The 18,787-nt window shown below is 51.0% G+C and carries 19 protein-coding genes and 1 rRNA gene; 11 read left to right on the top strand and 9 right to left on the bottom strand.

The genetic code is table 11. From position 1 onward, the window contains the following. Window positions 1-82 precede the first annotated feature (82 nt). Window positions 83-198: ribosomal RNA gene (gene rrf, locus FEK42_RS21520) — 5S ribosomal RNA — on the top strand. A gap of 336 nt (window positions 199-534) precedes the next feature. Beyond that, window positions 535-1,833, top strand: coding sequence for an alpha-ketoglutarate permease (gene kgtP / locus FEK42_RS21515; protein WP_130207578.1), 1,299 nt, complete (start codon window positions 535-537; stop codon window positions 1,831-1,833). Here the strand turns inward: kgtP and FEK42_RS21510 are convergent. The 5 genes from FEK42_RS21510 to trxC all read right to left on the bottom strand — a co-directional run bounded on the left by FEK42_RS21510 (window position 1,830) and on the right by trxC (window position 7,544). Further along, on the bottom strand, window positions 1,830-2,153 hold the full coding sequence (locus FEK42_RS21510; RefSeq protein ID WP_135492908.1) for a YfiM family lipoprotein: 324 nt from the start codon (window positions 2,151-2,153) through the stop codon (window positions 1,830-1,832). The two genes, kgtP and FEK42_RS21510, sit on opposite strands and share 4 nt — an antisense overlap. Before the next feature lie 43 nt (window positions 2,154-2,196). After that, on the bottom strand, window positions 2,197-3,552 hold the full coding sequence (pssA, locus tag FEK42_RS21505) for a CDP-diacylglycerol--serine O-phosphatidyltransferase (protein WP_135492907.1): 1,356 nt from the start codon (window positions 3,550-3,552) through the stop codon (window positions 2,197-2,199). Window positions 3,553-3,665: 113 nt separating this feature from the next. Next, entirely contained in the window at window positions 3,666-6,326 is a 2,661-nt protein-coding gene (gene pat / locus FEK42_RS21500; protein WP_138211963.1) for a protein lysine acetyltransferase, read from the bottom strand. A 31-nt stretch (window positions 6,327-6,357) separates the two neighbouring features. Beyond that, window positions 6,358-7,056, bottom strand: a complete 699-nt coding sequence (gene tapT, locus FEK42_RS21495; RefSeq protein WP_135492906.1) for a tRNA-uridine aminocarboxypropyltransferase — start codon at window positions 7,054-7,056, stop codon at window positions 6,358-6,360. 68 nt (window positions 7,057-7,124) lie between these two features. After that, entirely contained in the window at window positions 7,125-7,544 is a 420-nt protein-coding gene (gene trxC, locus FEK42_RS21490; protein WP_001098726.1) for a thioredoxin TrxC, read from the bottom strand. A gap of 206 nt (window positions 7,545-7,750) precedes the next feature. On the opposite strand from trxC, the gene FEK42_RS21485 reads away from it, so the two are divergent. Next, window positions 7,751-8,788, top strand: a complete 1,038-nt coding sequence (locus tag FEK42_RS21485) for a tRNA/rRNA methyltransferase (RefSeq protein ID WP_130207570.1) — start codon at window positions 7,751-7,753, stop codon at window positions 8,786-8,788. A 47-nt stretch (window positions 8,789-8,835) separates the two neighbouring features. On the opposite strand, the gene ung is transcribed toward FEK42_RS21485, so the two are convergent. Then, on the bottom strand, window positions 8,836-9,525 hold the full coding sequence (gene ung, locus FEK42_RS21480) for a uracil-DNA glycosylase (RefSeq protein WP_135492905.1): 690 nt from the start codon (window positions 9,523-9,525) through the stop codon (window positions 8,836-8,838). Window positions 9,526-9,829: 304 nt separating this feature from the next. On the opposite strand from ung, the gene grcA reads away from it, so the two are divergent. After that, a complete protein-coding gene (grcA, locus tag FEK42_RS21475) occupies window positions 9,830-10,213 on the top strand; it encodes an autonomous glycyl radical cofactor GrcA (RefSeq protein WP_000627804.1) in 384 nt (127 codons plus the stop codon). Between the two features lie 55 nt (window positions 10,214-10,268). Here grcA and eamB read toward each other — a convergent pair whose 3' ends face one another. After that, on the bottom strand, window positions 10,269-10,856 hold the full coding sequence (gene eamB / locus FEK42_RS21470) for a cysteine/O-acetylserine transporter (RefSeq protein ID WP_130214681.1): 588 nt from the start codon (window positions 10,854-10,856) through the stop codon (window positions 10,269-10,271). Between the two features lie 102 nt (window positions 10,857-10,958). Between eamB and FEK42_RS21465 the strand changes: the two genes are divergently transcribed. Next, a complete protein-coding gene (locus FEK42_RS21465) occupies window positions 10,959-11,840 on the top strand; it encodes a LysR family transcriptional regulator (RefSeq protein ID WP_135492904.1) in 882 nt (293 codons plus the stop codon). A gap of 30 nt (window positions 11,841-11,870) precedes the next feature. Here FEK42_RS21465 and srmB read toward each other — a convergent pair whose 3' ends face one another. Then, window positions 11,871-13,205, bottom strand: coding sequence for an ATP-dependent RNA helicase SrmB (srmB, locus tag FEK42_RS21460; RefSeq protein WP_000219193.1), 1,335 nt, complete (start codon window positions 13,203-13,205; stop codon window positions 11,871-11,873). Window positions 13,206-13,336: 131 nt separating this feature from the next. Here srmB and trmN point away from each other — a divergent pair, with 131 nt between their 5' ends. After that, complete coding sequence (trmN, locus tag FEK42_RS21450; protein ID WP_033549546.1) at window positions 13,337-14,074, top strand: tRNA(1)(Val) (adenine(37)-N(6))-methyltransferase TrmN; 738 nt, start codon at window positions 13,337-13,339, stop codon at window positions 14,072-14,074. Here the strand turns inward: trmN and nadB are convergent. Beyond that, window positions 14,059-15,681, bottom strand: coding sequence for an L-aspartate oxidase (gene nadB / locus FEK42_RS21445; protein WP_135494926.1), 1,623 nt, complete (start codon window positions 15,679-15,681; stop codon window positions 14,059-14,061). The genes trmN and nadB overlap by 16 nt on opposite strands. 255 nt (window positions 15,682-15,936) lie before the next feature. Between nadB and rseD the strand changes: the two genes are divergently transcribed. Genes rseD through rseC form a run of 5 tightly spaced genes read left to right on the top strand, consistent with a single transcriptional unit; the run spans window position 15,937 to window position 18,779 of the window. Continuing rightward, window positions 15,937-16,092, top strand: a complete 156-nt coding sequence (gene rseD, locus FEK42_RS21440) for a rpoE leader peptide RseD (RefSeq protein WP_064526141.1) — start codon at window positions 15,937-15,939, stop codon at window positions 16,090-16,092. Beyond that, window positions 16,089-16,664, top strand: coding sequence for an RNA polymerase sigma factor RpoE (rpoE, locus tag FEK42_RS21435; RefSeq protein ID WP_001295364.1), 576 nt, complete (start codon window positions 16,089-16,091; stop codon window positions 16,662-16,664). Before rseD ends, rpoE begins: the two co-directional genes overlap by 4 nt. Window positions 16,665-16,696: 32 nt before the next feature. Then, on the top strand, window positions 16,697-17,347 hold the full coding sequence (rseA, locus tag FEK42_RS21430; protein WP_130260422.1) for an anti-sigma-E factor RseA: 651 nt from the start codon (window positions 16,697-16,699) through the stop codon (window positions 17,345-17,347). After that, the gene (gene rseB, locus FEK42_RS21425) at window positions 17,347-18,303 is read left to right on the top strand and encodes a sigma-E factor regulatory protein RseB (protein WP_064526144.1); all 957 of its coding nucleotides are present in this window, start codon (window positions 17,347-17,349) and stop codon (window positions 18,301-18,303) included. The genes rseA and rseB overlap by 1 nt, the downstream gene beginning before the upstream one ends. Continuing rightward, window positions 18,300-18,779, top strand: a complete 480-nt coding sequence (gene rseC, locus FEK42_RS21420; protein ID WP_131162553.1) for a SoxR-reducing system protein RseC — start codon at window positions 18,300-18,302, stop codon at window positions 18,777-18,779. Before rseB ends, rseC begins: the two co-directional genes overlap by 4 nt. Window positions 18,780-18,787 lie beyond the last annotated feature (8 nt).

The raw sequence follows: 18,787 nt of genomic DNA, 5'->3' as shown, positions 1-18,787 counted from the left end.
TGTTTTGGCGGATGAGAGAAGATTTTCAGCTTGATAACAGATTAAATTAACCGGCGATAAGCGGGTTAATAAACAGAATTTGCCTGGCGGCCGTAGCGCGGTGGTCCCACCTGACCCCATGCCGAACTCAGAAGTGAAACGCCGTAGCGCCGATGGTAGTGTGGGGTCTCCCCATGCGAGAGTAGGGAACTGCCAGGCATCAAATAAAACAAAAGGCTCAGTCGAAAGACTGGGCCTTTTGTTTTGTCTGTCGTCCGTCCTGAATAGCGTAGGTAGTAAAAACCACCTGATGTGGTTCTGACTAAGAAATAAAAACCCTGCCATTCCCTTGTATACGCCAGATGCTCGCCCATTTCCATACGACAACCTCACCTGAAATCCTTCCTGGTCATCCAGAATAATCATTCCCCTGCTAACTAAATTCGCAGTTATGGTTGCACAAACATCGGTAACAAATGTATAACATCTGTCTTACTAAATAATAAACAACATTGGCCGACAAAAGCATCGGATTATGGCAGGAGAAATATTGGCATGGCAGAAAGCACTGTAACGGCAGACGACAAACTGACAAGTAGTGATACTCGTCGCCGCATCTGGGCAATAGTAGGGGCCTCTTCAGGTAATCTGGTCGAGTGGTTCGATTTTTATGTCTACTCATTCTGTTCCCTCTACTTTGCCCACATTTTCTTCCCTTCTGGTAACACTACCACTCAATTACTGCAAACAGCCGGTGTTTTTGCTGCGGGCTTTCTGATGCGTCCAATCGGTGGCTGGCTATTTGGACGCATAGCCGATAAACATGGTCGTAAAAAATCAATGCTGTTATCGGTGTGTATGATGTGTTTCGGATCTCTGGTTATTGCCTGCCTCCCTGGTTATGAAACTATCGGTACCTGGGCTCCGGCATTATTGCTTCTCGCGCGTTTATTCCAGGGATTATCTGTTGGTGGAGAATATGGCACCAGCGCCACCTATATGAGTGAAGTTGCTGTCGAAGGGCGCAAAGGGTTCTATGCTTCGTTCCAGTACGTCACGCTAATTGGCGGTCAGTTGCTGGCCTTACTGGTGGTGGTTGTTCTACAACATACTATGGAAGATTCTGCTCTTAGAGAGTGGGGATGGCGCATTCCTTTTGCGTTAGGAGCGGTGTTAGCCGTTGTGGCATTGTGGTTACGTCGTCAGTTAGATGAAACTTCACAACAAGAGACGCGAGCGTTAAAAGAAGCGGGGTCAATGAAAGGATTATGGCGCAATCGCCGTGCATTCATCATGGTTCTCGGCTTCACTGCTGCGGGTTCTCTTTGTTTCTATACCTTTACCACCTATATGCAGAAATATCTGGTGAATACTGCGGGAATGCACGCTAACGTAGCAAGCGGCATTATGACTGCGGCATTGTTTGTATTTATGCTCATTCAACCGTTCATTGGCGCGCTGTCAGATAAGATTGGACGTCGAACCTCGATGTTATGCTTTGGCTCTTTGGCCGCTATTTTTACCGTCCCCATACTATCAGCATTGCAGAACGTCTCCTCTCCTTATGCCGCTTTTGGTCTGGTGATGTGCGCCCTGCTGATAGTGAGTTTTTATACATCAATCAGTGGAATACTGAAGGCTGAGATGTTCCCGGCGCAGGTTCGCGCATTAGGTGTTGGTCTGTCATATGCGGTCGCCAATGCTATATTTGGTGGTTCGGCGGAGTACGTAGCGTTGTCGCTGAAATCGATAGGAATGGAAACGGCATTTTTCTGGTATGTGACATTGATGGCCGTGGTAGCGTTTCTGGTTTCTTTGATGCTGCACCGCAAAGGAAAGGGGATGCGTCTTTAGTGATGCGCTATTTGCCAGACGGTATAGCCGGTAGTTGCACCGGCGATATCCCAGGCAAAATCCTTCCAGCTCCAGCCGCTCCCCTCAGGGCGGCTATCCCAAAGCTCTTTTGACGCTCCCAGCCCTACAGAGAACATCAGCCCGAACATCGCGCTGCGGTCGCGACTCATCCCCTGATGTTGCGCGTATTCATTTCCTGCGGCGGAAAGCATCGCCGAGGCGATAAAATGTTGAGCTTTATCCTGCCCCTGCCAGCCATCGTTAGCCATATGGCTGCATCCAGAAAGTAACAATAGCAAACAGATAAAAAGAATACGCAACGCGGCCTCCAAATAACAAACCCCGTACAGGACGGGGTTCAGATTACAGGATGCGGCTAATTAATCGGTCGATGCGGATGCGGCGCAAACGGCGGATAAGTTTGCGAACCTTTACCGGATAATCGGCAATACTTTGCAGATCGCGATAGTGCTTAACGATGGTGGTATGCTCGCGGATCAGAGCCAGTTCTTTTTCACGCTGCGGCGCAAGCTCCAGTTGCGGATCGTGGATCAAAATGGCGTTTTCCAGATCCAGACGCCAGGCGCGTGGGTTCAGGTTATTACCGGTTATCAGCATCCACTTATCATCAACCCACATTCCTTTCAGGTGATAAGTATTATCGTCATCTTTCCACAAACGGACCACTAACTGGTCAGTATTGACGTAATACTGCAAACGACTCAGGAAGCGACGCAAATTAATCTCATAAAGATAAGGCAACGCGCCAATTATCTTGAATGGCTCATCTTCCGGAATATAGAAGTCATTCGCGGTTTTATCACCAACGATAATTTCGACCTTTTTCCCTTCACGCAGCAGCTGGATGATATTGCGCACCAGGATTGCCGGCAGGTTGAAGTATGGCGTGCAGATAGTCAGTTTCTGTTCTGCACAGGGCATCAGATGGAAAATGGTCTTGTTCAACAGACTCGATTTCCCCAGACCCACCAACGGCGTAACGGAAAGTTGATCGTTGTCGGCATCTCCCTGGAAATGATAAGTGGCATCACGCAACTCCTGGCGGAACAGGCGAATGTCGTTCTTGATTTCCGGGCTTTTTGGGCGATGTTCATCATCCAGACGGTTAACACCGCGACCATTCATAATATTCTGCGTAACCCATTCAAACATAATGTCTGACATCTTGCGGTTACAAATCAGATGGTAACGGTCGTAGCGGTATTTATCGTGCTGATGCAGATAAACATCGTTCAGGCTGGCACCGCTGTAAAGTACGCTATCGTCGATGATAAAGCCTTTAAAATGCAGAACGCCCAGGGCTTCACGGGTATTGATGGGTACGCCATAAACCGGAACATCTACGCCCGGATTTTCCTGCGCCATGCGGCAGTACCAGTCAGCGTTAGTGTTAGATGCCGCAGCGCCAATGCGTCCACGTTGCGCACGATGCCAGTCGACCAGCACCCGCACATCCAGTTCCGGACGCTGCCGTTTAGCCTCATATAGCGCGCTCAGAATGCCTTTGCCACCATCATCCTGTTCGAGATACAGGGCGACAATGCAAATGCGCTGCTTCGCGCTGGCTATTTTTTCCAGCAGCGTCTCCCGGAAGTCGGCGGGAGCGTAAAAGAAATCGACATCATCAACTGATTGAGAAATCTTGGGTAGTTGGGCAAGGTGTTGTTGATGTTTATTACGCTTAAATTTTGACAACATCACAGTGCATTTCTTCTCTGTTCATTGAAGGGTCCTCTGTGCAATGCAGACGACATAAGCGGGCAATAATAACACCAGTCCCGATTAAGTGGTCAACATTTCCAGTACCTTACTCATGATTCCTCGCGCTGGGCAAGATTTAGCGTAAGCCCAACGATCCCCTCTTCGAGCTGGATATCGACGTTAAACCCGAGCTTGCGGGCCAGCGCCACCATGCCACGATTGTTTGGCATCGTAATACCATTCAGACGTTGCAGTCCGTGATCTCGCGTATAGGTAATCAACTTTTCCATTAAGCGTCGACCTAAGCCTAACCCTTTGAGATCCGAGCGAACCAGTACAGCAAATTCGGCATCGATGTTATCAGGATCGGAAATCGCACGCGTGACACCGAGGATCTCTTCCGTTTGATCAATACGTTGCACCGCCACAAACGCCATTTCCCGATCGTAGTCGATCTGCGTCATGTTAGCTAAATCTTCATGGGTGAATTCGTTGATCTCGCTAAAATAGCGGTAATAAAGATCTTCTTTGGTGACTAGCGAAATAAATTGCTGAAGCTGTGGCTCATCTTCTGGCAAAATCGGGCGGAACAAGCAACGTTCACCGTTTTTCAATTCCACCCACTCTTCCAGCTGATGCGGGTACGGGCGCACTGCCAGCCGACTCTCGCTATCGCCTTCAAACGGCGCGATATCCAGCGTGACATCCAGCGCGGTAAATTCACTGCCAGAAGCCAGCAAAGGATGAATATCCAGACGCTGAATTTCCGGGCAATCGACAATCAAGTTGGATACCTGCACCAGAAGCTGGCTCAAGCCTGCTACGTCGAGTGGACGCAGTGCACTGCGCGCACGAATCTTTTTACTTTTTATTCCCTGAATGACCAGATAACGGGCCAGGTTCATGTTCAGCGGCGGTAATGCGACGACGGCTTGATCTTCTGGACGCCACTCCACACCGCCTTCACCAAGCATGATCAACGGTCCGAAAACCGGATCCTGCTCGACCACTACCCGCAACTCCTGGGCGCCAGCACGGTTAGCCATACTTTGCACCAGCAGACCGTGGATCCGCGCTTGCGGCCAGGCCATTTTTACGCGATCGAAAATAGCGTTCGCGGCTTGCTGAACTTCATTGGCTGTACGCAAGTAGAGCATGACGCCCTGAACTTCCGATTTATGTGGAATATCCGGCGAGCGTAATTTCAGCGCCACCGGATAACCAATCTGTTCAGCAATATGCACCGCTTCGGTGCTGTCGCTGGCAATCCAGGTGGGAAGCGTGTTCATGCCATACGCTTGCAGGATGGGCTGAACTTCATGGGTATCGAGCGACGTTGCTCCTTCGGCAATCGCCTGTTGCAACAGAAGATGCGCTTCTGCGGTATTAGAGGTCAGATTGCTGGGCAGTGCCGGCGTTTCGCGTAGTTGCTTCTGGTTACGTCGGTACTCCACCATATGCATAAAAGCGGTGATGGTTCCTTCCGGAGTGCGGTAGGTCGGCAGCCCGGCTTCGCTGAATAAACGTCGCGCCTCTTGCGAGGAGTGTTCGCCGCACCAGTTCGTCAGCAGAGAGACATACTTGCTGCGAAGGTGATGTTTTACCGCTTCAATTAATGCCAGTGCGCTTTCTGTGGCGGGAGCCGCGGCACTGGGCGAATGAATAACCATCAGCGCATCAAAATCCTGGCTGTGGAGCAGAATATCCAGCGTTTTAATATAGTGCTCACTGCTGGCGTCATCGCGCAGATCGAGCGGGTTAGAGATTACTACATGTTCTGGCAGCGCATTGCGTAGCTTCTGGCAGGTTTCTTCGCTTAGCGTTGCCAGCTTGCCATTGCGTGACCATAAGGCATCCAGCGCCAGCGCAGCTGGCGCTGCACCGTTGCTGATAATCATCAGTCGGTCGCCACGCAATGGGCGCATATGGCTAAGGGTTTCCACTGCCGAAAACAGTTCGTGAGTGTCCTGCACTCGTAATAAACCGGCACGCTGAATAGCCGCATCCCATGCCGGGTCCATTCCTGCCGTCGTGTTGAGCAGTCGCTGTGCTGCCGGGCTACGTCCGCTTTTAATTACCAGAATCGGTTTATTACGCGAGGCACTACGGGCCGCCGAAACAAAGCGTCGCGCGTCGCTTAACTGTTCGAGATAGAGCAGGATGGCGCTGGTTTTACTGTCGCGCGCCAGATAGTCGAGCAATTCATCAACGTCGATATCCAGGCTGTCGCCGAGCGCAATAAAGTAGGAAAAGCCCATCTCACGCTGTTGCGCCCAGTCGAGGATGGTGTTGGAGACGGCAGCCGATTGCGAAATAAACGCCAGCTTGCCGCGTTTAATCGGCACAGGCGAAAAGCTGGCATTCAGACCTTGCCACGGCGCCAGTAATCCCAGACTGTTTGGTCCAAGCAGGCGCATGTTATGGCGCTGGGCGCAGGCGCGGAGATCTTCGTGTTGCGATGTCGGGGCAGAAAGAATAATGCAGGTTTTACAGCCTTTTTCGCCGAGTTCTTCCAGAAGCGCCAGATTGCGGCTGGCATTGGTACACAGCACAGCAAGGTCGGGCGTAAATGGCAGACTGGCGATATCCGGCCAGGCCAGTACGCCTTGTACCGCTTTCCAGGCCGGCGTCACCGGTAACACCGGTCCGTTAAAGCCTCCCGCCAGCAGGTTACGCATCATCAGGTAACCTGCGCGATTGGGTTTCATCGATGCGCCAATCACCGCAATCGATTTTGGTCGCAGTAGTGCTTCCAGTCCTCGCTGACTCATACCGGTCTCCCGCAGAAGTGACCGAATGATTTTAAACGCTTTCTAACTGTTCTGCTGTGATACTACCCAGATGTTGCGTTTTTCCTGCCAGATAGCGTGTTTTAAAGCGAGTGAAATGCTCGCCTAAGCTGGCCGCAGCCTTGGTATCGCCCGCCATATCTAAAAGTGCGATAGCCACTTCAGCGGTACAATATTGGCCTTCAGCCTGGGCTTCACGCAGGCGATAGGCAGAAAGCCGGGAAAGATCGACGGAAATGACGGGGAGATTATCCAGATACGGACTTTTACGAAACATCTTGCGCGCTTCCGGCCAGGTACCATCGAGCATGATAAACAGCGGTGGCTTACCGGAAGGCGGGGTGAAGATCACTTCCCGGTGCTCATCAGCATATGAGGCGGGAAAGACCACCATTGGTTGATAATCCGGGTTTTGCACCAGAGCCAGCAGTTCTTGTGATGGTTCGGTACGCGACCATTGAAACGCAACGGTATCAGGTAAAATATCAGCAATCAGACGCCCGGTGTTACTTGGCTTCATTGGCTCGGTGTCGAACATCAGCAAACAGAAGCGACTTTTTGCTTCCGCTGGGGTAATTGTCGAACAGAGACATAATTTCTCTGGCAAAAGACAGCGTTGGCAGCGACGAACGCGATTACCGCGGGCAAGAAAAGGACGTGTTGCGCGCGCAATACGTTTGGCGCGTAACTGGAGAACAGCGTTTTCGGTCATAAGAGAGCGTCGAAAAAACGCCATTGTCGCAGAGGAGAAAACGGGGCACAAGATGCGCCCCGGTAAGATTAAAGAGATTCGTTCAGCCAGCTGTCGAACGGTGCTTTCGGTACTGCGCCATTAAGCATGTCGACAACCTGACCATTTTTGAAAATCATGATCGTCGGAATACTGCGAATACCAAAGCGGCTGCTTAATTCACGTTCAGCTTCGGTATTCACTTTCACAAAGCGCACTTTACCGCTACGCTCTTGCGCAACATCTTCAAAAATTGGCGCGAAGTTACGGCAGGGGCCGCACCACGGCGCCCAGAAGTCGATCACCACAGGTAGATCATCTTTCAGCAATTTGTCGAGCGTTTCACCGGTCGCATTAATCACCTCTCCGTCAAACAAGTCGTGACCGCAGCGTCCGCATTTTGCCGCATCTTCGATCCGATCGTCGGGAATGCGATTGATGGCCTGACAATGGGTACAAACGGTATTCATAACTAACCTCGGGATGAGTAAGGAGACTTATCGGCAACGACGCCGATATGTTTCTAATATGTTACATATTATCGGGAACATTGTTCTAGACAACAATCTGTTTTATTCAATGGGTATGATAGACGTAGGCTTTGGAACGAAATCATGGCGAACCGCGCGCACTTCGGGTAATCTGCGCGCTTCGCGCAGCGCTGGTGGAGAAAAGCATGAACGATGAAATGAAAAGCAAAAGCGGCAAGGTCAAAGTGATGTATGTCCGCAGTGATGATGATTCTGATAAACGTACCCATAACCCGCGTACCGGGAAAGGGGGCGGGCGTCCAGGAAAATCTCGTGCCGACGGTGGCCGTCGCCCCGCCCGCGATGACAAACAGAGTCAGCCCCGTGACCGCAAGTGGGAAGAGTCGCCGTGGCGCACAGTTTCCCGCGCGCCTGGTGATGATGCGCCGGAAAAGGCCGATCACGGTGGCATCAGTGGTAAAAGTTTTATTGATCCGGAAGTGTTGCGTCGTCAGCGTGCGGAAGAAACCCGCGTCTACGGCGAAAACGCATGTCAGGCACTGTTCCAGAGCCGTCCGGAAGCAATTGTTCGCGCCTGGTTTATCCAGAGCGTAACGCCACGTTTTAAAGAAGCATTGCGCTGGATGGCGGCAAACCGCAAAGCGTACCATGTGGTGGATGAAGCTGAACTGACAAAGGCGTCAGGTACGGAGCATCACGGAGGCGTGTGCTTCCTGATCAAAAAGCGTAACGGTACAACCGTGCAGCAGTGGGTAAGCAAGGCTGGTGCGCAGGATTGTGTACTGGCGCTGGAAAACGAATCTAACCCGCATAACCTGGGCGGTATGATGCGTAGCTGTGCGCACTTTGGCGTGAAAGGCGTTGTGGTGCAGGATGCGGCACTGCTGGAATCGGGGGCGGCTATTCGTACCGCAGAAGGCGGCGCAGAACATGTTCAGCCGATTACTGGCGACAACATTGTTGACGTGTTGGATGATTTCCGTCAGGCGGGCTACACCGTGGTGACCACTTCCAGCGAGCAAGGTAAACCGCTGTTCAAAACCAGTCTGCCAGAAAAAATGGTGCTGGTGCTGGGGCAGGAATATGAAGGGTTACCGGATGCAGCACGCGATCCGAACGATTTACGCGTGAAGATTGACGGTACTGGCAACGTTGCTGGACTGAATATTTCTGTCGCAACTGGCGTTCTGCTTGGCGAATGGTGGCGTCAGAATAAAGCCTGATAAATCAGCCGGGTGGCAACTCTGCCATCCGGCATTTTCCCGCAAATTTACTCACTCTCTGCCGGTAATACAGGCATCCAGTCAATCGGCGTCTCGCCACGTTGTTCCAGCCACTGATTTGCTAGCACAAAATGGTTACAGCCAAAGAATCCACGATGCGCAGAAAGCGGTGACGGATGCGGTGCTTTCAGTACGTGATGGCGTTGCTTATCTATAATTGCCCCTTTCTTTTGCGCATGAGATCCCCACAACAAAAACACCACACCTTCGCGATGCTGATTAATCAGGCTGATGACTTTATCAGTAAACGTCTCCCAGCCGAGGCTGGCGTGGGAATGCGCCTGACCTGCGCGTACCGTCAATACGGTATTGAGCAGCAGAACGCCCTGACGCGCCCAGCTTTCGAGATAGCCATGCGCCGGGCGGGTAAAACCTGGAACGGTATTTTCCAACTCTTTATACATATTCAGTAATGACGGCGGAGTGGGGATACCGGGGCGAACAGAAAACGCCAGGCCGTGAGCCTGTCCGGGGCCGTGATAAGGATCCTGGCCGAGAATCACGACTTTGACATCGCCTAACTCGGTATAACGAAAGGCGTTAAAAACATCTTTTTGTGGCGGATAGATAGTGATGCCGGATTGCCGCTCGCTGGCGACGGTCTGAAGGGTATTAAGAAAATAGGGGTGTTGCTTCTCTTCAGCCAGCACGTCATGCCAGGTTAATTCGTTAGCCATCTCGCTCTCCTGCGAATCTTCAATCCGCCTAGCTTAACTGCTTCTTTCTACAGAACAAAATCAAGCTCATTTTTTAGACATAATCGACTGTAAAAAAATGTAAATTGGTAAAATTTCACACCCGCATAAGTTGATGTAAAACAATAAAATCCACTTGTCGCTACACTTAATCTGTGTTTTTTATTGATTTAAATCAAAGAATCAGGGGTCTTTGAGGAGTATATATACACTCAAGCAACAATGGTTTTACCAATTGGCCGCGACAGGCTGAACAAATCAAATAATTTTGCCGGGGAGGCATCACATGATTACAGGTATCCAGATTACTAAAGCCGCTAACGACGATCTGCTGAACTCTTTCTGGCTGCTGGACAGCGAAAAAGGCGAAGCGCGTTGCATCGTTGCGAAAGCAGGTTTTGCAGAAGACGAAGTGGTTGCAGTAAGCAAACTGGGTGACATTGAGTACCGTGAAGTTCCAGTAGAAGTTAAACCAGAAGTTCGCGTAGAAGGTGGTCAGCACCTGAACGTAAACGTTCTGCGTCGTGAAACTCTGGAAGATGCAGTTAAGCATCCGGAAAAATATCCGCAGCTGACCATCCGTGTATCCGGTTATGCAGTTCGCTTTAACTCTCTGACTCCGGAACAGCAGCGCGACGTTATCGCTCGTACCTTTACTGAAAGCCTGTAAGGCTTAAGTAGCAAGTTACTAAGCGGAAGAGGGCGACCTCTTCCGTTTTTTTTCATTAATAGAAAATACGTACCGCGCAATAAACCAGCAACAGTGCCAGCACGATATTTAACTGGCGACCATACTGGCGAAACAATCGCTGAAACAGATGCCCCGCCAGCGCCCAGCACACATTGCCAAACGTCCCAATCATTGCCAGCAAAACGCTGACGCCAACTACCCAGCTTAACGCCTGCGTTTGCGGCAGGACAAACGTCGATAGTGCCGTAATGCCGTACAAAATGATTTTGACGTTCACAAACTGTAGCGCAAAGCTTGCCCAAAAGCTGATCGGTTTTGCCTGAAGCCCGTCTTCCTTTGTTGGGCTGGTAGCGATTTTCCACGCCAGCCAGACAATATATGCCGCCCCCGCCCAACTCAACAGATGCACTGCCGCCGGGTCAATAACAGCCAGTGAAAACGAAATTCCCGCGCACAGTAGCATGACGATTAAAAATCCCAGACTCATCCCCGCCAGTACGCGGGTACTCTGACGAAACCCATGCGACGTTGCAGAACTAAGGGCGAGAATATTGTTTGGTCCTGGCGTGAGGGCAGTAATCAGGGTGTAGGTCCAAAAAGCACTTAAAAGGGTCGGTGTCACTTGTTATCTCCTCTGTTTTGGTAGACAGTACCCGACACAAAACATTTAAAAAAATGAATGTTTTCACATTCTAAGTTCGATATTTTCGATAGGTTTGGGATTATGGATCTGCGCCGTTTTATTACCCTAAAAACCGTGGTGGAAGAGGGTTCCTTTTTGCGAGCTTCGCATAAATTGTGCTGCACACAATCGACGGTGACTTTTCATATTCAGCAGCTTGAGCAGGAGTTCTCGGTACAGTTATTTGAGAAAATTGGCCGACGGATGTGCCTCACTCGCGAAGGCAAAAAGCTGCTGCCGCACATCTATGAACTCACCAGAGTAATGGATACGCTTCGCGTAGCTGCCAAAAAAGAGTCGGAGCCGGACGGAGAACTGCGCGTTGTTTCAGGCGAAACGTTGCTCTCTTACCGTATGCCGGAGGTGTTGCAGCGTTTTCGGCAACGCGCACCAAAAGTGCGTTTATCATTGCAGTCACTGAACTGTTACGTGATTCGTGATGCACTACTGAATGATGAGGCAGACGTCGGCATCTTTTATCGCGTAGGGAATGATGATGCACTGAACCGACGTGAGTTGGGTGAACAATCGCTGGTGCTGGTGGCTTCACCGCAAATTGCAGATGTCGATTTTACTGAGTCGGGAAGACATAACGCCTGTAGTTTTATTATCAACGAACCACAATGTATCTTCCGCCAGATATTTGAGAGCACGCTTCGCCAGCGGCGGATCACGGTGGAAAACACCATAGAGCTTATAAGTATCGAAAGCATCAAGCGTTGTGTCGCGGCCAATGTCGGTGTCAGCTACCTGCCACGCTTTGCGGTGGCAAAAGAACTTGCGAGCGGTGAATTAATTGAATTGCCCTTTGGCGAGCCGTCGCAGACCATTACAGCAATGTGCGCACACCATGCCGGAAAAGCGGTTAGCCCAGCGATGTACACTTTTATTCAGTGCGTTGAAGAGTGTTTTGTGGCTGGATAAAAAATGCCGGGCTTAAACCCGGCATTATGATTACTCTTCTGTTGTTTGCGGTGGCACGCCCGTTCCGCTTGGTTTACGGCGCTTACCTATATTTTTGGTATCGCGATGGCGTTTTTTCACCCGCGGCTTCTCTTTCTCTTTAGCTTTTTTCTTCTCGGCGCGTTTTGCCAGTACTTTCTTCGATGGCTTGCCAGTCTGTTTCTCGCTTGGTGCACGCGTTTTCGGGCGTAACTCATCAATTACGCGAGCTTTAATTGGCTCTTCAATATAGCGACCAACTTTGCCCAGCAGCAGATGGTCATGAGCTTCCACCAGCGAAATTGCGGTGCCTTTACGACCGGCGCGAGCGGTACGACCGATACGGTGCAAATAAGTATCGCCACTGCGCGGCATATCGAAGTTAAAGACGTGGCTGACATCCGGAATGTCAATGCCGCGTGCGGCAACGTCGGTTGCAACCAGCACGTTAACGCGACCTTCGGTCAGGCGTTTAATCGCTTCATTACGCTTGCCTTGTACCATCTCACCTTCGAGATAGCAGTTGTTGATGCCCGCTTCGCGCAGCCAGTTTGCCAGCTCATGCACACGCTCACGCTTACGCACAAATACGATTGAGCGAGTCGCTTCAGGCTGTTTTAACAGATGCACCAGCAATGCGGTTTTATGCTCAAGATCATCGGCGCGGTAATACCACTGATGGATCTTTTTGCGCTCACGGGTGGACGGATTCGCAGAAACTTCCACCGGATCTTCCAGCAGACGCTCTGCAAAGTCCTGAATCGCATCGCCTTCCAGCGTTGCTGAAAAGAGCAGGGTCTGTTTACGCCAGCGCGTTTCGCCAGCAATATGTTCGATATCCTGAGCGAAGCCCATATCCAGCATACGGTCAGCTTCGTCGAGGATCAGCGTTTCAACCGCGCGGCAATCGAAGTTCTCTTCTTTTATGTATTGCAGCAGACGTCCGGTCGTGGCGACCACGATGTCCTGGTTTTCGCTGAAAACTTCTGCGTGGTTCATATAGGCCACGCCGCCGGTGATAGTGGCGATATCCAGATGCGTATGTTTCGCCAGTTCGCGGGCATGATCGGCCACCTGCATCGCCAGTTCGCGAGTCGGGGTGAGGATCAAAATACGCGGCGGACCGGATTTCTTACGTGGGAAATCGAGCAGGTGCTGCAACGCTGGCAGCAGATACGCCGCCGTTTTACCGGTGCCTGTCGGCGCAGAACCGAGTACATCACGGCCATCGAGCGCAGGCGGAATGGCGGCAGCCTGAATGGCGGTCGGGCGAGTGAAACCTTTATCCTGGAGGGCTTCCAGCAGGCTTTCGTCGAGTTCAAGTTCGGAAAAAGTCGTTACAGTCATGTTCTACCTCTGTGTGGGGCGCTGATTATAGACGTTACGGCTGCAATCTTCATCTGTTTGTATGGATATCGCTTCTCAGGTATTGTTCTTACCCGGTGCTATCGCCGTTTTTTCAGCAAGGTTTTATTTACATGTCACAGTCTACATCCGTGCTTCGTCGTAATGGATTTACTTTTAAACAGTTTTTTGTCGGCCACGAACGATGTGCGATGAAAGTGGGAACGGATGGAATTTTGCTTGGCGCATGGGCTCCGGTGGCAGGGGTAAAACGCTGCCTTGATATCGGCACTGGTAGCGGGTTGTTGGCACTGATGCTGGCGCAGCGAACCGATGACAGTGTGATGATTGATGCGGTCGAGCTTGAAAACGAAGCGGCTGCCCAGGCGCAGGAAAATATCGCCCAGTCCCCGTGGGCAGAGCGGATTAACGTCCATACAGCGGATATTCAGCAGTGGATCACACAGCAGACAGCACGCTTTGATTTAATCATCAGCAACCCGCCGTATTATCAGCAGGGAGTGGAGTGTGCGACACCGCAGCGGGAACAGGCGCGCTATACCACCACGCTGGATCATCAATCCTTGCTGACCTGCGCGGCAGAGTGCATTACCGAAGAGGGATTTTTCTGCGTGGTACTGCCAGAGCAAATCGGTAATAGTTTTACGGAGCTGGCATTAAGCATGGGGTGGCATTTACGTTTGCGAACGGATGTGGCAGAAAACGAAGCGCGATTGCCGCATCGGGTGCTGCTGGCATTCTCCCCACTGGCGGGGGAGTGCTTTTGCGATCGCTTAGTGATTCGTGGGCCAGACCAGAACTATTCCGAAGCGTACACTGCGCTGACCCAGGCTTTTTATCTGTTTATGTAATGATTGACGGGGGAAAGGATCGATGGACCGGAATGCGTGAGCAGTTCCGGATAATCCAGCGTGAAATGCAACCCCCGACTCTCCTTACGCATCATTGCACAGCGAACAATCAACTCGGCAACCTGCACCAGATTACGCAGTTCCAGCAAATTATTTGATACGCGGAAGTGTGCGTAATATTCGTCTATTTCCTGTTGCAACATATTGATACGCCGCAGAGCGCGCTCAAGGCGTTTTGTTGTGCGCACAATACCGACGTAATCCCACATAAACAGGCGTAACTCATGCCAGTTATGTTGAATCACCACCAGTTCGTCAGGATTCTCAACACGGCTTTCATCCCACGGCGGTAACGTACTGACGCCACGCGCATAAGGCATACGTTTTGTAATATCTTCCGCTGCCGACCAGCCATAGACCAGACACTCCAGCAAGGAGTTAGAGGCCATGCGGTTAGCACCATGTAAGCCCGTATAACTCACTTCGCCAATGGCATACAGGCCATCAACGTCCGTACGTCCATGATCGTCAACCATTACGCCGCCGCAGGTATAGTGCGCAGCAGGCACAATCGGCACCGGTTCTTTCGTGAGGTCAATACCCAACCCGAGCAACTTTTCATAGATCATTGGGAAATGCTGGCGAATAAATTCAGCGGGCTTATGGCTGATATCAAGGAACATACAATCCGCGCCGAGGCGTTTCATCTCATGGTCAATGGCGCGGGCGACAATATCGCGCGGGGCCAGTTCGCCGCGATCATCAAAATCAGGCATAAAACGTGTGCCGTCCGGGCGTTTCAAATAAGCGCCTTCGCCGCGTAAGGCTTCCGTTAACAGGAAATTCCGTGCCTGTGGATGGTACAGCGCGGTAGGGTGAAACTGATTAAATTCGAGATTGGCGACCCGGCAACCCGCACGCCAGGCCATGGCAATACCATCACCAGAGGAAATATCCGGATTGGTGGTGTACTGATAAACCTTCGACGCGCCGCCAGTTGCCAGCACCACCGCTTTAGCATGGCAAGTTTCCACGGTTTCTTTATTACGGTTCCACACCCACGCGCCGACAACCCGTCGCGTTCCAGGCAGGCCAATTTTGTCAGAAACAATCAGATCAACCGCATTGCTGCGTTCCAGCACACGAATATTCGGATGGTTCTGCGCCTTGCTCACCAGCGTGGTTTCTACTTCTCTGCCGGTGGCGTCGGCAGCATGAAGAATGCGACGGTGACTATGCCCACCTTCACGGGTCAGATGATAGCTTTCTTCGCCATTCGGCTGAACGTGGGTATCAAACAACACTCCCTGATCGATTAGCCATTGCACGCAGGAACGCGCGTTGCTGGCGACAAATTCAACCGCATGGCGATCGCAAATGCCGGCACCAGCAATTAATGTGTCTTCCACATGCGAGTCTATGCTGTCAGTTTCATCAAACACGGCGGCGATTCCGCCCTGGGCATAAAATGTTGAGCCTTCCGTTACCGGGCCTTTGCTAAGAACGATGACCTGATGCTGGTCAGCCAGACGTAGTGCCAGTGAAAGCCCGGCTGCGCCGCTACCGATAATCAGCACATCACAAGAATGTTCAGGAAGAGTATTCATTTTGTTTGTTTAATTTACTAAACACGGTTTGGTCAGCATAGCATCACGTTGTGTAATTAAACACCTGCTATTTTAATATTTGTTACAATGGCTAAACAGGGAGATCCTGGACGGTGGAAAAAAGAGAAGTTGCTTGCTGGCGGAGGATTAGGTGGTGAAATAAAAAGGCCGTTGGGGTACTCTTCAGGCAGTTAAATGGGCATTTCTACACAGATAATGCGATGTTCAGATTCTGTAGACTTATAATGATAGATAATGATCCGTCTACAGCATGACAAACAAAAACAGATGCGTTACGGAACTTTACAAAAACGAGACACTCTAACGTTTTGCTTGCTCAAATTGCAGCTAATGGAGTGGCGTTTCGATAGCGCGTGGAAATTTGGTTTGGGGAGACTTTACCTCGGATGAGCGAGCAGTTAACGGACCAGGTCCTGGTTGAACGGGTCCAGAAGGGAGATCAGAAAGCTTTTAACTTACTGGTAGTGCGCTATCAGCATAAAGTGGCGAGTCTGGTTTCCCGCTATGTGCCGTCGGGTGATGTTCCCGATGTGGTACAAGAAGCTTTTATTAAAGCCTATCGTGCGCTGGATTCGTTCCGGGGAGATAGTGCTTTTTATACATGGCTGTATCGGATCGCTGTAAATACAGCGAAAAATTACCTGGTTGCTCAGGGGCGTCGTCCACCTTCCAGTGATGTGGATGCCATTGAAGCTGAAAACTTCGAAAGTGGTGGCGCGCTGAAAGAAATTTCGAACCCTGAGAACTTAATGTTGTCAGAAGAACTGAGACAGATAGTTTTCCGAACTATTGAGTCCCTCCCGGAAGATTTACGCATGGCAATAACCTTGCGGGAGCTGGATGGCCTGAGCTATGAAGAGATAGCCGCTATCATGGATTGTCCGGTAGGTACGGTGCGTTCACGTATCTTCCGAGCGAGGGAAGCTATTGATAACAAAGTTCAACCGCTTATCAGGCGTTGACGATAGCGGGATACTGGATAAGGGTATTAGGCATGCAGAAAGAACAACTTTCCGCTTTAATGGATGGCGAAACGCTGGATAGTGAGCTGCTTAACGAACTGGCTCACAACCCGGAAATGCAGAAAACCTGGGAAAGCTATCACTTAATCCGTGACTCTATGCGGGGTGATACTCCTGAGTTGCTTCATTTCGATATCTCATCGCGCGTGATGGCCGCCATTGAAGAAGAGCCAGTTCGTCAACCGACGATATTGATCCCAGAGGCCCAGCCTGCTCCGCATCAATGGCAGAAAATGCCATTCTGGCAGAAAGTACGTCCATGGGCGGCACAGCTTACCCAAATGGGCGTAGCGGCATGTGTATCGCTTGCAGTTATCGTTGGCGTCCAGCACTATAATGGACAATCTGAAACGTCCCAGCAGCCCGAAACACCGGTATTCAATACTCTGCCGATGATGGGGAAAGCCAGTCCGGTAAGTCTGGGAGTACCTTCTGAAGCGACCGCAAACAATGGTCAACAGCAGCAGGTACAGGAGCAGCGTCGTCGCATTAATGCCATGTTGCAGGATTACGAACTGCAACGTCGACTCCACTCCGAACAGCTTCAGTTTGAGCAGGCACAAACACAGCAAGCCGCTGTACAGGTGCCAGGAATTCAAACTTTAGGAACGCAATCGCAGTAATGAAGCAACTTTGGTTTGCCATGTCATTAGTGACAGGTAGCCTGTTATTCTCTGCTAACGCCTCGGCCACTCCCGCGTCCGGGGCGTTATTACAGCAGATGAACCTGGCTAGCCAGTCACTGAATTACGAGCTGTCATTCATCAGCATCAATAAACAAGGTGTTGAGTCTCTGCGTTATCGACATGCACGCCTCGATAACCGTCCGCTTGCTCAATTGTTGCAAATGGATGGCCCGCGCCGGGAAGTGGTACAGCGCGGCAATGAAATCAGCTACTTTGAGCCGGGCCTTGAACCGTTTACTCTTAATGGCGATTACATTGTTGATTCTCTGCCATCGCTCATTTATACCGATTTCAAACGCCTTTCTCCTTACTACGACTTTATCTCCGTGGGACGCACGCGTATTGCTGATCGTCTTTGCGAAGTCATTCGCGTAGTCGCCCGTGATGGTACACGCTACAGCTACATTGTGTGGATGGACACCGAATCGAAATTACCGATGCGGGTTGATCTCCTTGATCGCGATGGTGAAACGCTGGAACAATTTCGCGTGATTGCTTTTAACGTCAATCAGGATATCAGCAGCAGTATGCAGACGCTGGCGAAGGCAAATTTGCCGCCGTTGCTTTCTGTTCCTGTAGGTGAAAAAGCCAAATTCAACTGGACTCCAACCTGGTTGCCGCAGGGGTTTAGCGAAGTCTCCAGTAGCCGACGCCCGTTGCCCACGATGGATAATATGCCCATCGAATCACGTCTCTATTCCGACGGCTTGTTCAGCTTCTCGGTAAACGTTAACCGCGCGACGCCATCGAGCACCGATCAGATGTTGCGTACCGGACGCCGAACAGTCAGCACCAGCATACGTGACAACGCGGAAATCACTATTGTTGGTGAACTACCGCCGCAAACGGCGAAACGCATTGCCGAGAACATTAAGTTCGGGGCAGCGCAATGATCAAAGAGTGGGCTACCGTGGTCTCCTGGCAAAACGGGCAGGCGCTGGTCAGTTGTGATGTCAAAGCCTCATGCAGCAGCTGCGCTTCCCGCGCTGGCTGCGGCAGTCGCGTGTTGAATAAACTTGGTCCGCAAACCACACATACCATCGTCGTACCCTGTGATGAACCGTTAGTGCCGGGGCAAAAAGTCGAATTAGGAATCGCTGAAGGTAGCCTGCTTAGTTCCGCATTACTGGTTTATATGTCGCCACTGTTGGGATTATTCCTTGTTGCTTCGTTATTTCAGCTACTCTTTGCTTCAGACATCGCGGCGTTATGCGGCGCAATTCTTGGTGGCGTTGGTGGATTCCTGATTGCGCGCGGCTTCTCGCGAAAGTTTGCTGCCCGGGCTGAATGGCAACCGATCATTTTAAGCGTGGCATTGCCGCCAGGTCTTGTGCGGTTTGAAACATCTTCGGAAGACGCGAGCCAGTGATTTCACTG

Source organism: Escherichia sp. E2748, assembly GCF_005781125.1.
Taxonomy (GTDB): domain Bacteria; phylum Pseudomonadota; class Gammaproteobacteria; order Enterobacterales; family Enterobacteriaceae; genus Escherichia.
The sequence above is the reverse complement of the archived record's forward strand: the minus strand, read 5'-3'. Positions and strand labels throughout refer to the sequence as shown.